Raw genomic sequence first — 13,859 nt, forward strand, 5'->3', positions numbered from 1 at the left:
GATGAACGCGGTCGCCCTGAACGATCGGAGCACGATGCACTACGGCCACGACCTGCAGTTCGGCACCTTCATCACGCCGAAGAACGACCCACCGCAGTTCGCCGTGCGACTCGCCGAGCTCAGCGAGGCGGCGGGCTACGAGCTCGTCACTTTCCAGGATCACCCGTACCAGCCGGCGTTCCACGACACGCAGACGCTGCTCACCTGGGTCGCGGCGCGCACCGAACGCATCCATCTCTCGGCGAACGTCACGAACCTGCCGCTCCGGCCGCCGGCCGTGCTCGCCCGCGCCTCCGCGAGCCTCGACCTGCTCTCGGGCGGGCGCTTCGAGCTCGGGCTCGGCGCCGGCGGGTTCTGGGACGCGATCGAGGCGATGGGCGGGCGCCGCCTCACGCCCGGCCAGGCCGTCGACGCGCTCTCCGAGGCGATCGACATCATCCGAGGCATCTGGGACCAGGGCGATCGCGTTCGCTTCGAGATCGACGGCGAGTACTACCGGGTCAGCGGCGCCAAGCGCGGGCCGGCACCCGCCCACAACATCCCGATCATCATCGGCGCGCTCAAGCCCCGCATGCTGCGGCTCATCGGCCGGAAGGGCGACGGCTGGCTGCCTTCGCTCACCTACTTGCAGCCCGGCGACCTCGCGGCCGGCAACGCCACGATCGACGAAGCTGCGATCGGCGCCGGCCGCGACCCCCGTGAGATCCGGCGCCTCGTGAACATCGGCGGCCGGTTCTCGGCAGGCGCCGGCGGCGGATTCCTCGACGGACCCGCCTCCCAGTGGGTGGAACAGCTGCTCCCGTACGTCGTCGACGACGGGGTGGGTACCTTCATTCTCGCGAGCGACGACCCCGGCACGATCGCGCACTTCGCCGACGAGGTCGCGCCCGCACTTCGCGAGGCGGTCGCGCGCGAGTTTCGGGTGACGGATGCCGCGGCATCCGCCGACCCGATCGTGGTGTCTTCGGAGGGCCCTTCGACGGGCTCAGGGAGCAGGGGCTCTTCGACGGGCTCAGGGAGCAGGGGGCCTTCGACGGGCTCAGGGAGCGAGGGCGCTTCGACGGGCTCAGGGAGCGGGAGCCTTTCGACGGGCTCAGGGAGCGGGAGCCCTTCGACGGGCTCAGGGAGCAATGCCGTGCGCAGCTCGACGGTGCGTGCGAAGCGCCGCGACGGCATCGACTACGAAGCCGTGCCCGCCTCGCTCGCGGCCGACGCCATCGAGCCGGGCGATGCCGGCTACGTGCGCGTGAAGTCGACGTACATGCGCGGCGGCGCGCCGGGGCTCGTGCTGCGCCCCGGCGACGCTCGGCAAGTCGCCGAAGCAGTCGGCTTCGCGCGAGCGAACCCTGACGTGCCCCTCGGCGTGCGCAGCGGCGGCCACGGCATCAGCGGCCGCTCGACGAACAACGGCGGCATCGTCATCGACCTCTCGCGCATGAATGCGATGGAGGTGCTCGACGAAGCGAGCCGGCTCGTGCGTATCGAGGCAGGCGCGCGCTGGCAAGACGTGGCTGCGTTCCTCGCGCCGCATGGCTGGGCGCTCTCGTCGGGCGACTACGGCGGCGTCGGGGTCGGCGGGCTCGCCACCGCAGGCGGCATCGGCTGGCTCGTGCGCGAACACGGGTTGACCATCGACCACGTGCGCACCGCCGAGGTGGTGCTGGCCGACGGCAGCATCGTGCGAGCGGATGCCACGGAGCATCCGGAGCTCTTCTGGGCCGTGCGCGGCGCCGGCGCGAACGTCGGCATTGTCACCGCCTTCGAATTCGAGGTCGACGAGGTCGGCGCGGTCGGCTTCGCGCAGCTGGCGTTCGACGCGAGCGACACCGCGGGGTTCCTGCAGGCGTGGGGCGACTGGGTCGTCGATTCGCCTCGGGATGTCACGAGCTTCATGCTCATGGGCGGTGCGCGACCGGGCGAACCGCCGGTCGCGCGGGTGATGGCGGTGATCGACTCCGACGACCCCGAGACGGTGCTCGCGCGCCTGCAGCCGCTCGCCGAGGTCGCGCCCCTCGTCGGGCAGGACGTGCGGCTCACGACCTACGAGTCGATCATCTCGAACGCCGCCGACGGCAGTCATGGCGCCGAGGGCGAGCCGACCTCGCGCACGGGCCTCATCGGGCGCATCACGCCGGAGTTCGCCCGCGACGTCGCCCAGTTCATGGCGAGCGGGGCGAGTTACTTCTTCCAGTTGCGCGCCGTCGGCGGCGCGGTGCACGACGTGCCCGCCGATGCCACGGCGTTCGCGCACCGCTCGGCCGAGTTCTCGGTCGTCGCGTTCGGCTCGAGCCGGCACCAGACGAGCGCGCGCTGGAACGAGCTGCTCGCCCCGCACTTCACGGGCGCATACGTGAGCTTCGAGACCGAGCAGGGCCCCGAGGCGGTCGCCGCGGCCTACCCGACGGCGACGCTCGACCGGCTGCGTGCGGTCAAGCGGGAGGTCGACCCCGGCAACCTGTTCCGCGACAACACGAACGTCGCGCCGGCGTAATCGTGGTCGTGCCAGAGCCCGCTGCGCCGTACTCGTTCGTGCACCTACCTGTGGTTCTCTCGAGAACCGGAATCGAATCGTCGACCGTGCGTTGCATAGGTACATGACGAACATCGCACCCACTGACATCGGCATCATCGGCGCCGGCAACATCGGCGGCACGCTCGCCCGCAAGCTGGTCGAACTCGGCCACCGTGTGACGATCGCGAACTCGCGTGGCCCCGAGACCCTTGCGGCGCTGTTGGCGGAGCTCGGCCCGAACGCGAAGGCAGGCACGCCGGCCGAGGCCGCTGAGGCGGGGGAGTTCGTCATCGTCTCGGTGCCGCTGAAGGCGTACCGCGACATCCCCGTCGAGCCGCTCGCCGGGAAAGTCGTGATCGATACGAACAACTACTACTGGGAGCGCGACGGTCGCATCGCTGAGCTCGACGCCGGTGAGGCCACGGTGTCAGGGCTGCTGCAGGCGCACCTTCCCGAATCGAAGGTCGCCAAGGGCTTCAACAACATCAACTCGGGCTCGATCCTCACCGACGGAACGCCCGCCGGTACGCCGGGCCGCCGTGCGCTCTCGACCGCGAGCGACTTCGACGACGCTGCCGCGTTGGTCACCGCGCTGCTCGACGACTTCGGGTACGACTCGGTCGTCGTCGGCCCGCTCGCAGAGAGCTGGCGCGTCGAGCGCGACCAGCCGGCCTACACGACGCCGCAGAACCGTGATGAGCTCGTGGCGAACCTCGCCCGAGGTGAGCGGGTGTCTGCCGCGTAGTCAGGGCCGACACCGGCGAGAGCCGGGGTGCGTGTCATTGCCACCTCGGCTCTCACCGTCTTGCAGCCTTGGGTGCTCCTCACGCCGGCGTGCGCGTCACTCGAGCCATTCGGTGATGAAGGTCGGGCTCGCGTGGATGTGCGTGGAGATGAGGGCCTCGGGCCCGATGATCACGAACTTGTGCGGAGTCTGCGCCGGCACGACGAGTACGTGACCGCCGACCGCCTCCAGCTGTTCGTCGCCGACCGTGAACAGCGCGCGCCCGTGGCGGATGACGAAGGTCTCGGTGTACGGATGCAAGTGCAGCCGCGGCCCCGACCCGTCTTTCGCGTTGTACGTGAGGATGAGTGACACCTCTGAGCCGATCGACGTTCCCTCGATCGATTCGTGCCAGAAGACGTCGTCTTCGGCGACGCCGCTGCGCTGGTGCATCAGAACCATCGTGTGCTCCCCACGTTCGACGGACACGGTACACCGGGCGACTTGAGACCGCACGCGGGCGCCATCCGTTGGTCGAGTAGGCCGCTCGCGGCCGTATCGAGACCTCGCAACGGGTCTCGATACGTTCGCTGGCGCTCGCTACTCGACCAACGGATGGTGCGCTCACTACTCGACCAACGGATGGTGCGCTCACTACTCGACCAACGAGAACCGCAGCCGCGCGGGCTACGCGAGCGCGCCGTCGAGTACGGGGTGCAGGTGGCGCGTGGTCAGCACCGTCGCGGCATGGCGCGAGCCGGCCGCCAGGGCGTCCGCGAGCGGAGCACCGGCCAAGTGCGCGTCGAGCACTCCGGCCATGAACGCATCGCCGGCCCCGTTGGTGTCGAGCACCTCGACCGGCACCGCCGCGACGTCGGCCAGCTGCATCCGGCCGTCTGCTGCAGCAGTGTCGATCGCGATCGCGCCCTGCGCACCGAGCGTGCACACGACGACGGATGCCCCGCCGCGCACGCACTCCTCCATGAAGGGCCGTGGGTCATCGCCGATGCGGTCGGCGTTCATGAAGATCCAGTCGGCGGCCGCGATGAAGGGCCGGTGGAAGTCGGCGCTGCCGTCGTAGTCGTGGATGTCGGTCCAGATCGGGCGACCGGTCGCGCGCGCTGCGTCGATGAGCGCGCGCGAACGCTCCGAGAGGTCGAGCACGATCGCCGGGGCATCCGTCATCGCCTGCGTCAGTTCGCCCGTCGGCGGCGTACCCGGATCGGCGGGTGCTGAGAGGTAGAGCGAGACGCGCTCGCCGGCACGCGTCATGAGGTTCAGGTGGCTCTCGGTGCGTGCGGCGGGCAGGCTCGCGAGCTCGACACCGGATGCTTCGAGCGCGCCCTGCACGCGACGGCCCTCGTCGTCGTCGCCGATGAGCGTGTGCAGCAGCACCGGCCGACCGAGCCCGGCGAGCCCCAGTGCCTTGCCCGCAGAGGTGCCGCCGACGGTCTCGTAGTCGTCGAGTGCGAACTGCATGTGCGGCACGGGCACGGGGAGGTGGTCGAGGTAGACGATGCGGTTCCAGGCGGCGGGTCCGGAGATGACGATGGGCGAGTTCATGGTTCGCCAGCGTAGCGGTGCGGTGGGTCTCGATGCGCTCGCTGGCGCTCGCTACTCGACCAACGGAGTTCCGGGTCGGCACTGATGCTCGGGCGGGCGAGCTGGGTCACGCTTGAGTGAGGAACACTCATGAAAGGGGTGCGCCATGCCGGTCACCATCGGCGGAGTCGAGCTGTACATGGGACCGACCGAGGTCGGCGGCCCTGACGATCTCGACCAGGCGGTGCGCGACTTCATCGACGAGGCGAAGCACAACCTCGCGATCGCCGTGCAGGAGATCGACTCGCGCCCGATCGCCAAGGCGATCCTCGCGGCGAAGCTCCGCGGCGTGCGGGTGCGGGTCATCCTCGAGGGCGATTACCTCACCGAGGAGAAAGCCCTCGAGGACCCGTGGGGCGTCACGGGTGCGCATGAAGAGAATCGCATCATTCAGGGCGCCCTGCTGAAGGCGAGGGTCGACGTCGTCAGCGACCTGAATCCGAAGATCTTCCACCAGAAGTTCATCGTGCGTGATTCGGGCAAGCCGACGGCCGCCGTGCTCACGGGCTCGACCAACTTCACCCTCACCGACACCGGCAAGAACGAGGCATCCGGAATCGACGCCGGCCAGAACCTCAACCACGTCGTCGTGCTGCACGGCCAGCACGCCGCGACCGAGTACCTGCGCGAGTTCGAACGCATGCGCTCCGGCACGTTCGGCGACATGCACGAGCGCGTCGAACCGCGACCGAAGGAGTTCGACCTGCCCGAGGTGCGGGTGAAGCCGCTCTTCGCCCCGCGGCACGGACCCGAGATGGAGATCATGAAGCAGATGCTGAAGGCCCGCGAGAGCATCGACTTCGCGATGTTCACGTTCGCCCAGTCATCCGGCATCGACGACACGATGATCCGCCTGCGGCCGCTCGTCACGCGCATCCGCGGTGTGCTCGACCGCGGCCAGGGCGCGGCGAAGTGGGCGGCGACGAGCGACCTCGGCCGAGGCGACGTCGAGCTCTTCGCGAACAAGCGCAACACGGGGGTGCGCAAGCTCCACCACAAGCTCATGGTCATCGACGAGCGGCTCATCATCGTCGGCAGCTTCAACTACACGTCACCCGCGAACACCCTCAACGACGAGAACATCATCGTCATCGGCGACCTCGAAGAAGAACAGGGCAGCCCCGCGGATGTCGCGCAGCGGGTGCTCGCCCGTTACGCCCTCACCGAGATCGACCGCATCATCGACGACCTCTCGTCGCCGGTGCCTGTCGTGCCCTGAGCATCGAGTTCTGCACAATCTGTCGGGAGTCTCGGCTGATGCACTGATGGCCGCTACGGTCGAGGGATGTTCGAGCTCTTCAACTTCTCCTGGATGTACGGCATCGTGTGGGTGCTGTTCGCGCTGGCGCTGCTCACAGCCCTCGTCTTTCTCATTCTGCTGTTGATCGCGGCGGCCAATGCGCTGAATGCGACCGCGCGGTGGCGTCGTGTGCAGACCGAGCTGCTGCTCGCCGAGGCATCCGCGTATCCCGAGGCGCCGGCGCCCCCTGAGTCGCCGGCCGGTGACGCCACCGCCTGACCCTCCCGCACGTGGCGCGCGCCTCGGAGCCACCTGATAGCGTCGTCTCCGCGGTTCGGGCGGGCTTGCAGTCGCCGGTGCCCGAGGCCAAATCGCTCGCAGTCTGGTCGCCGAGCGTTCCCGTGAATGGAGCAGTACACCGTGAATGCGACGAGCACGCTCGCGATCGACGCAGGGCAATCCGGCATCAAGATCCGGCACGCGGATGCCTCGGGGGTCACGGAGTGGTCGGCGCCCGGTATTCGCACCGACCTGCCGCTGCTGCCGCAGCTCGCCCGCATCATCGAACAGGCGCACGGAGCCGGGCACACTGCCGAACGTGTCGGGCTCGGCGTCTCGGGGCTCACCGACGACGAGACCGACGCCGGCTACCTGCTCGCCTCGGCCGCGCTGATCGGCGCGCGCAGCGTGCACCTCGCGCATGACTCCATCACCGCCTACCTCGGCGCGCTCGGCGACGAGCCCGGCGTCGTGGTCGCGGCAGGCACCGGCGTCGTGACCCTCGCCGTCGGAGTCACCGACATCGCCCGGGTCGATGGATGGGGCTACCTCATCGGTGACGCCGGAAGCGGATTCTGGCTCGGCCGGGCCGGGCTCGATGCCGTCATGCGGCACCACGACGGCCGCGGTCACGCCACAGCGCTGACCGACATCGTGCGTGCGGACTTCCCTGACCTCGAGTCGGCGTACATCGAGTTGCAGGGTGACCCCGAGCGCGTGCAGCGCGTCGCGTCGTACGCCAGGGCCGTCGCCGAGGCCGCAGCGGCCGGTGACGCCGTCGCGGGGTCGCTCGTGGCGGGGGCTGCGCGTGAGCTCGCGGCATCCGCTCTCGCAGGCCTTCGGCGCGTGGGCGCAGCGGATGCCCCGGAGCCGCGGGTGCGCGGAGTCGGCGGCCTCTTCGCGGGTGCCGTGCTGGGGCGCGACTTCGTCTCGGCCGTGCGCGCGACGTTGCCCGGCGCCGAGATCCGGCTCGGCGAGGCGCACCCGCTCGACGGCGCCGCCGCGCTCGCCGACGTTGCGCCGACGAGCGCACTCGCCGCGCACATCGCGCGCGCGACGGCCTGACGCGTCAGGACGGCACGGTCCAGCGCTGGTTCGCCTGGCCGTTGCAGTCCCAGATCTGCAGGAGCGTGCCGTCGACCGAGCTCTGTCCGGTCACGTCGAGGCACCTTCCCGACTGGGGGTTGCGCAGGCTTTGCGCGCTCGCACTGTAGACCCACTGCTGGGCACCTGAGCCGTTGCAGTCCCAGAGCTGGATTTTCGTGCTGTTCGCCGTGCCCTGCCCGGTGACGTCGACGCACCTGCCTGCGTTGGGGTTGCGGATGGTCCCGTCGGCGGCCATCGTCCAGGTCTGGGCGACGCCACTCGCGCACGTGTAGAGCTGCACGGCGGTGCCGTTGGCGGTTCCGGATGCCGCGGCGTCGACGCACTTGCCCGCGAGACCGGTGATCGGTCCGGTCGCGGTCGGCGAGCCCGTGTCGGGGAGCACGACCTCGCCGCGGTTCAGCACCCGTTGGTGGAAGTACGCGGCCTGGATCTCGGCGTTCGTGTTGTTGCCGAGCAACTGTTCGGACCAGATCATGAAGTAGCTCCATCGGGTCTGGCTCGTCAGCAGCGAGCTGTTCGGCGCCTTGCCCATCTCGGCGATCGCGATCGGCTTCGAGCCGGCGATGGACTGCAGCTGCTGGTAGTCGGCGTTGCTCGGGTGGCTCTTGTACCAGACGTCGAGCGAGGCGACGTCGACGTAGTCACCGCCCGGGTAGTAGTTCGCCCAGTCGCCCGCGGCGCTGTCCTGCACGTTCCAGACCCAGATGAGGTTCGTGAGGCCGCGACTGTCGAAGTAGTCGCGCATCTGCTGGAAGATCTTCGCGCCACCGGTCACGCCCGAGCGGCCGCCCCACCAGTTCCACGTCTCGTTCATCTCGTGGAATGGGCGCCAGAGCACCGGCACGCCGGCATCGCGCAGTTGCAGCAGGTAGGGCACCACCTGCTCCATCCGTTGGCGCCACGTGGTGTTCAGGGCAGTGCCGCCCGTGACGATCTGTTCGAACTGGGTCTGCGTGATGCTCGACTTCACGCCGCCTTCGAACTCGCAGGTCGCCGGCCCGGTCGGCGGGCAGACGTGCCACGTCAGAGCCACGAGCGAGCCGTTCTGCCACTGGTTGATCGCCTCGTTCACCACGAGCTGCCGGTTCGCGGCATCTGAGGAGCGGAACATGAGGTCGCCGCCCCAGAGTCCGGGCCACTGGCCCGTGATGTTGTTCACCTGCTGCGTGTACTGCGCCGGCTGGTTCGCGGGCTCCTTGTTGTGCTGACCCGAGACGATCCCGGTGCCCGCGATCGACGTCAGGTAGTCGATCACCGCCTGCTTGTCGCGGGCGGGGAAGGCCTGAGCAGGCTCGGCGGCCGCGATCGTGCCCACCGCCAGCAGGGCGCCGAGTGCAAGCGCCGTCCAGTTCCGAATCCAAGTTCGCATCGTTGCTCCCAAGAGTCGTGGACAGGTCGTCGCCGCGCGACCATCACCCCGTCGTTGCGGTTGTCCCTCGACAGGATTCCGCGGACCGGCCTCGCTGTCAAGGCTTTCATTAACAATTAATGAAAGTCTTGCCGCAGACTGGATGCCGCTGCTAGACAGTTCGCGTACGCAGAAGTCAGACGACAAAGGGGTTGGCCATATGGCGCCGTTCATGCGCGCTCGACGTTCACTGATTCTCGGCTCCACGGTGGTGATGCTCGCGGGACTCATTGCGGCACCGGCCGCCGCCGAGCCCGGCGGGGAGTCGGGAGCGGAGTACCGGGAGGCGCTCGATGACTTCTCCGCCTACGCCGACAGCGCAGCCGTGGCATCTGTCTACGGATCGAACCCCAACGGCGGGGCGAGCACGGCGACGCTCATGCCGTCGCCGTTCGGCGCCGAGTTCGGCAACGCCCTCCAGCTCGACTACACCTACCGCAGTGGGTACAGCGGCCGGTCACGTACGGTGAACGGCTACTGGCCGGGACTCCGATCGGTCGACCTCTGGGTGCAGAACGGTGCGCCGGGCCAGGATGTACTCCTGCAACTGTCGGACGGCGCCTCGTACGAGGCGCACCTCAACACCGTGCCGGGCTTCGATGCCGAGTCGACCGCGCCGCAGCACCTGCAGATCCCGATCGCCCAGTTCCGGCCGAAGTCGGGCTCGGGCACGCTCAACACGAAGGGCGTCACGTCGTTCGCGATCTACGCGAACCAGGCCGGCGGGGTGCCGGGAGGCTCGATCGTGTTCGACGAGATCGAGCTCGTCTTCGACGAACGACCGACCGCGCCGACGATCGGCTTCAACACGACCGACCTCGTCGCCGACGGCGTCGGCAACCTCGTGGCGCTCCTGAACCAGACGGCGACGATCCCGGCCGATGCGCGCATCGTGCAGGTCTCGTACACCTCCTCAGACGAGGCGGTGCTGCCCGCGTACGACCGGTTCACGCCCAAAGGCGACTTCGCGGCAGAGGGCGTCGTCGCTGTGCACCTGCAGCAGGTGAAGCTTTTCACCCACGGCACCACGTTCACGCTCGACGTCGACGCCGAGCTGAAGGTCACCGTGGTCGACCTTCCGCCGGCGCTCGATGTCGTCGAGTATCTCGATCAACTGACCGGTCATGGCGTGCTCTCGGCGATGCACCACGACCAGAGCTACTCGAATCCCGCGACGAACGACACGCTCCACCAGCGCGTGGCGAACCAGTTCGGGGTCTACCCCGCCCTGTACTCCGCCGACTTCCTCACGGGCGGCACCGTGCAGTACCGGCAGAACATGATCGACGAGGTCGAGCGGCAATGGGCTAACGGCAACCTCGTGCAGATCATGTTCCACGTCTCGCCGCCGCAGTACACCGTCGCCGAGGAGCCCGCGGGCGACTGGGGCGGCGACCAGGCGCACGAGACGCTGCCGAGCCCCAACCGCATCTTCAGCTACCTCTACAACGACCAGTGGGAGGAGCTCATGACCGACGGCAGCGCCCTGAACACCAACTGGAAGCTACGGATGGATGAATACGCGCGGTTCCTGCAACAGCTCGAAGACGCCGGGGTGACGGTGATGCTCCGTCCGTTCCACGAGATGAACCAGCACGTGTTCTGGTGGGGCGGTCGCCCCGACCTCGCCGGAACCCCCGAAGTCGAGGGCAGCCCGGGGCTCTACCGCATGTTCCACGACTATCTCGAGCAGGAGAAGGGCCTCAGCAACATCGTCTGGGTGTGGAACATCCAGGACCTGCCCGACGACTACGGCTTCGCCGACGGCGACGCGAAATTCGACCGCTACGAGGGACTCGAGGGCGGTCTCGCCGAGTACGACGCCAACGACTGGCGTCAGTTCAGCCCCGGCGCGGACTACTACGACGTGCTCTCCGTGGACTTCTACGACCCGCTCGGGTACCAGCAGCGCCACTACGATCAGGCGACGAGCATCGCCGAGGAGCACGGCAAGCCCGTGATCATCGGAGAGACGTTCGTCTTCCCGACGCAGGGTGAGCTCGCGGCGCAACCCGACTGGACCCTCGCGATGCCGTGGGGCGTACGCACCTGGAACTACAACACCTCCGAGGCGATGGCCGCGTACTACGAGCACAGCATCGGCGCGTCGGGCACGCCGCGGTTCACGACGCGCGACAACACGCTCGTCGTGTCGGAGCCCGCCGAGGGAGCGACGTCGGACGTCGCGCCGGGCTTCTCGGGCACGGCACGTCCCGGCGCTTCGGTCTCGATCACGGTCGCGGGCGAGGTGGTCGGCACCGCGACGGCGACGGATGCCGGGAGCTGGAGGATCGATCCGACGACGCTGCCGGTCGGGGCCAGGTTCGACGCCGTCGTCGAGGCATCCGGAGGAGGCACTGCGACTCTCACCGGACTCGGCATCCGCATCGCCGCACCCGCCTTCGATGACCTCGAGGACGGCGCGACCGTCTGGCACAAGGCCGACCTCGAGGGAACGGCGCCGGCGGGCACCGACGTCGAGGTCGTGCTCGAGCGCATCATCGAGCGATCGAAGTCAGGGCACGGGCATGGACACCAGCCCTCCAGCCGACCGGTGCGCGGCGACCTCGACGTCGACGCCGACGGCAGTTGGTCGTTCGACCCCGCCCGCAAGCTCGACCGCGACGAGTACCTGCTCACGGTCACCGCGACACTCCCGGGTGCCGACCCGGAGCTCGGATCGCGCACCTCGTCGGTGACGTTCACCGTCGGGCGTGGTGCGCACGGCCGGCGCTAGAGTGTCACGCTCGCGCGCCGCGCTAGCGTGCGCGGGCGAACAGCCGACGGATGCCGCCGCGCGGGTCGAGGGCCGCGCGCGGCGGCATCGCGAGCATCATGGTCGCCCGGGCGCGACCGTACTCGGGCCACGGCAGCGAGTGGGTCGGCGAACGAGCCGGCGACCCATCGCGGACGAAGGCGGCCGTCATGGCACGGCCGAGGTCGGAGGCGAGCGCGTCGAGGAAGGTCGAAGCCGAGACATCCGGCAGCGCCCCCCGCAGCTCACGGCCGAACGCGGAGGTGACCCCGGGGTCATTCCCGCCGCGGCAGTCGACCCACCCACTGCCGTCGTTGGCATTCGTGCCGATGAGCAGGTCGAGCGCGGCTCCGTCGGGGGTCTCGATGCGGCATCCGCGAACGCGACCCTCACGGACTTCTGCGATCACCGCGCCGCGGCATCCGTCACTTCGTCGCACCCGCCGTGACGCCGTTGTAGATCCACCGCTGAAGCACCAGGAAGATGATCACCGTCGGAATGATGACGATCATCGTGCCGGCCGCGATCACCTCCCACTGCGCGCCGTACGGACCCTTGAAGTTGAAGAGCGCGGTCGAGATCACGGCGAGCGAACTCTTGGGCATGTAGAGGAACGGTATGTAGAACTCGTTGTAGATCGCGATGCCCTTGATGATGACCACGGTGGCGATCGCGGGGGTGAGGAGCGGCAGGACGATCTTGCGGTAGATCGTGAACCGCGACGCGCCGTCGACGAGTGCCGCCTCATCGAGGCTCTTCGGGATCGACTGCATGAACTGCACGAAGATGTAGATCGAGATGATGTCCGTGCCCATGTAGAGGATGATCGCCGACCACGGCGTGTTCACGAGGCCGAAGCTCTTCACGATCTGGAAGGTCGCGACCTGGGTGGTGACGCCGGGCACGAGCGTCGCGATGAGGAACAACGCGAACACTAGCTTCTTGCCGCGGAAGTCGAAGCGGTCCAGCGCGTACGCGGCCATCGTGCCGATGAGGATGGTGCCGGCGACGGCGATGACGAGGATGAACGTCGTGTTCGCGAAGCCGAGCAGCATGTTGCCGCGGGTGAACGCCGTGACGAAGTTCTCGAGATTGAACCAGTTGCCGGGCGGCGCGAGCGGTCCGGTCGTGCTGTACTCCTCGCGCGTCTTGAATGCGGCGAACAGCACGACGCCGAGCGGCACGAGCACGACGAGCGTCGCGACGATGAGCGAGGTGTACTTTCCGGTGGAGACGAGGTGGCGCATCAGCTGAGGGTCACATCCTTGTCGGGGGCGAGACGACGCTGCACCCAGGTGACGACGAGTACGAGGATCAGCAGGACGACGGCCATCGCCGACGCCAGCCCGACCTGCCGGAAGTTGAACGCGGTCTGCACCGTCTGGATCACGAAGGTGCTCGTGCCGTTCGCGCCGCTGGTCATCACGAACGGGATCTCGAAGACCGAGAGGCTGCCCGAGATCGCGAGGATGAAGGACAGGCTGATGATGCGCTTGATACCCGGGGCGATGATGTAGCGGAACTGCTGCCACCTGTTCGCCCCGTCGAGCTCGGCGGCCTCGTAGAGCTCGCCCGGGATCGACTGGATCGCGCCGAGGAAGAGCACGAAGCTGAGCCCGGTGAAGCGCCAGACCGAGGTCGCTGCGAGCGAGAAGTTGGCGATGTCGGGGTCGCCCAGCCAGTGCGGGGCGTCACTGAGCCCGAAGATCGCCAGGACGCTGTCGAGGGTGCCGCCGGGCTGGAACAGGTAGAGGAACACGAACCCGACCGCGACGCCGTTCAGCAGGTACGGGAAGAAGAGGATGCCCTTGAAGAAGTTGCGGAAGCGCGTCTTGAACGAGAGGAGCGTCGCGAAGTACAGGGCGATGCCGATCTGCACGAACGAGGCGACGAAGTAGTAGAGGCTGACGAAGAAGACCTGCCAGTACTTCGGATCGGTGAAGACCCTGAGGTAGTTGTCGAATCCGACGAGGTTTCGATCCTTGTCGATGCCGTCCCAGTCGGTGAAGCTGTAGCCGATCATGTTCGCGACCGGCAGGTAGCTGAAGGTCAGGAGCAGCGCCAGGGCCAGGGCGAGGTAGAGCCATGGGGTGTACGGACGCGCCTTCAGCCGAATGGATCGCGTGGGGGAGGGGCGGCCGGGCGGTCGCCCCTCCATCTCCGCCGCGAGCACGCCGGGCGCGCCACCGAGTGGTTGTGTGGTTGTAGTGCTCATTGGCATTCCATCCGGTA

The 13,859-nt window shown here is 68.3% G+C and carries 12 protein-coding genes; 6 read left to right on the top strand and 6 right to left on the bottom strand.

From position 1 onward, the window contains the following. The first annotated feature begins 1 nt into the window (after nucleotide 1). Nucleotides 2-2,491: an LLM class flavin-dependent oxidoreductase gene (locus AC1C2T_RS03800; RefSeq protein ID WP_495384300.1), complete on the top strand. Its 2,490-nt coding sequence runs from the start codon at nucleotides 2-4 to the stop codon at nucleotides 2,489-2,491. A 103-nt stretch (nucleotides 2,492-2,594) separates the two neighbouring features. Then, entirely contained in the window at nucleotides 2,595-3,257 is a 663-nt protein-coding gene (locus AC1C2T_RS03805; RefSeq protein WP_495361562.1) for an NADPH-dependent F420 reductase, read from the top strand. A 96-nt stretch (nucleotides 3,258-3,353) separates the two neighbouring features. On the opposite strand, the gene AC1C2T_RS03810 is transcribed toward AC1C2T_RS03805, so the two are convergent. Continuing rightward, nucleotides 3,354-3,698: a cupin domain-containing protein gene (locus AC1C2T_RS03810; protein WP_495384301.1), complete on the bottom strand. Its 345-nt coding sequence runs from the start codon at nucleotides 3,696-3,698 to the stop codon at nucleotides 3,354-3,356. 225 nt (nucleotides 3,699-3,923) lie between these two features. Beyond that, a complete protein-coding gene (locus tag AC1C2T_RS03815; protein WP_495384302.1) occupies nucleotides 3,924-4,799 on the bottom strand; it encodes a carbohydrate kinase family protein in 876 nt (291 codons plus the stop codon). A 145-nt stretch (nucleotides 4,800-4,944) separates the two neighbouring features. On the opposite strand from AC1C2T_RS03815, the gene AC1C2T_RS03820 reads away from it, so the two are divergent. The 3 genes from AC1C2T_RS03820 (at nucleotide 4,945) to AC1C2T_RS03830 (ending at nucleotide 7,422) form a co-directional block, all read left to right on the top strand. Further along, nucleotides 4,945-6,057, top strand: a complete 1,113-nt coding sequence (locus AC1C2T_RS03820) for a phospholipase D-like domain-containing protein (protein ID WP_495384303.1) — start codon at nucleotides 4,945-4,947, stop codon at nucleotides 6,055-6,057. Between the two features lie 66 nt (nucleotides 6,058-6,123). Beyond that, nucleotides 6,124-6,357, top strand: a complete 234-nt coding sequence (locus AC1C2T_RS03825; protein ID WP_495384304.1) for a hypothetical protein — start codon at nucleotides 6,124-6,126, stop codon at nucleotides 6,355-6,357. Between the two features lie 126 nt (nucleotides 6,358-6,483). Beyond that, nucleotides 6,484-7,422 (top strand): BadF/BadG/BcrA/BcrD ATPase family protein, encoded by a 939-nt coding sequence (locus tag AC1C2T_RS03830; protein ID WP_495384305.1) that lies wholly within the window; start codon nucleotides 6,484-6,486, stop codon nucleotides 7,420-7,422. A 4-nt stretch (nucleotides 7,423-7,426) separates the two neighbouring features. On the opposite strand, the gene AC1C2T_RS03835 is transcribed toward AC1C2T_RS03830, so the two are convergent. After that, nucleotides 7,427-8,833, bottom strand: a complete 1,407-nt coding sequence (locus tag AC1C2T_RS03835) for a glycosyl hydrolase (RefSeq protein ID WP_495384306.1) — start codon at nucleotides 8,831-8,833, stop codon at nucleotides 7,427-7,429. A gap of 211 nt (nucleotides 8,834-9,044) precedes the next feature. Between AC1C2T_RS03835 and AC1C2T_RS03840 the strand changes: the two genes are divergently transcribed. Further along, nucleotides 9,045-11,609, top strand: coding sequence for a glycosyl hydrolase (locus AC1C2T_RS03840; protein WP_495384307.1), 2,565 nt, complete (start codon nucleotides 9,045-9,047; stop codon nucleotides 11,607-11,609). Nucleotides 11,610-11,631: 22 nt separating this feature from the next. Here the strand turns inward: AC1C2T_RS03840 and AC1C2T_RS03845 are convergent, their stop codons facing one another. Genes AC1C2T_RS03845 through AC1C2T_RS03855 form a run of 3 tightly spaced genes read right to left on the bottom strand, consistent with a single transcriptional unit; the run spans nucleotide 11,632 to nucleotide 13,842 of the window. Further along, on the bottom strand, nucleotides 11,632-12,036 hold the full coding sequence (locus AC1C2T_RS03845; RefSeq protein WP_495361552.1) for a hypothetical protein: 405 nt from the start codon (nucleotides 12,034-12,036) through the stop codon (nucleotides 11,632-11,634). 16 nt (nucleotides 12,037-12,052) lie between these two features. After that, nucleotides 12,053-12,874, bottom strand: coding sequence for a carbohydrate ABC transporter permease (locus tag AC1C2T_RS03850; protein ID WP_495384308.1), 822 nt, complete (start codon nucleotides 12,872-12,874; stop codon nucleotides 12,053-12,055). Next, a complete protein-coding gene (locus AC1C2T_RS03855; RefSeq protein WP_495384309.1) occupies nucleotides 12,874-13,842 on the bottom strand; it encodes a carbohydrate ABC transporter permease in 969 nt (322 codons plus the stop codon). The genes AC1C2T_RS03850 and AC1C2T_RS03855 overlap by 1 nt, the downstream gene beginning before the upstream one ends. Nucleotides 13,843-13,859: the final 17 nt, after the last annotated feature.

The organism is Agromyces sp. Y558, from assembly GCF_059445415.1.

Bases quoted from the DNA above. Each gene is read 5' to 3' on its own strand.
- AC1C2T_RS03800 (WP_495384300.1), top strand. From the start codon at position 2: ATGAACGCGGTCGCCCTGAACGATCGGAGCACGATGCACTACGGCCAC.
- AC1C2T_RS03805 (WP_495361562.1), top strand. From the start codon at position 2,595: ATGACGAACATCGCACCCACTGACATCGGCATCATCGGCGCCGGCAAC.
- AC1C2T_RS03810 (WP_495384301.1), bottom strand. From the start codon at position 3,698: ATGGTTCTGATGCACCAGCGCAGCGGCGTCGCCGAAGACGACGTCTTC.
- AC1C2T_RS03815 (WP_495384302.1), bottom strand. From the start codon at position 4,799: ATGAACTCGCCCATCGTCATCTCCGGACCCGCCGCCTGGAACCGCATC.
- AC1C2T_RS03820 (WP_495384303.1), top strand. From the start codon at position 4,945: ATGCCGGTCACCATCGGCGGAGTCGAGCTGTACATGGGACCGACCGAG.
- AC1C2T_RS03825 (WP_495384304.1), top strand. From the start codon at position 6,124: ATGTTCGAGCTCTTCAACTTCTCCTGGATGTACGGCATCGTGTGGGTG.
- AC1C2T_RS03830 (WP_495384305.1), top strand. From the start codon at position 6,484: ATGGAGCAGTACACCGTGAATGCGACGAGCACGCTCGCGATCGACGCA.
- AC1C2T_RS03835 (WP_495384306.1), bottom strand. From the start codon at position 8,833: ATGCGAACTTGGATTCGGAACTGGACGGCGCTTGCACTCGGCGCCCTG.
- AC1C2T_RS03840 (WP_495384307.1), top strand. From the start codon at position 9,045: ATGCGCGCTCGACGTTCACTGATTCTCGGCTCCACGGTGGTGATGCTC.
- AC1C2T_RS03850 (WP_495384308.1), bottom strand. From the start codon at position 12,874: ATGCGCCACCTCGTCTCCACCGGAAAGTACACCTCGCTCATCGTCGCG.
- AC1C2T_RS03855 (WP_495384309.1), bottom strand. From the start codon at position 13,842: ATGAGCACTACAACCACACAACCACTCGGTGGCGCGCCCGGCGTGCTC.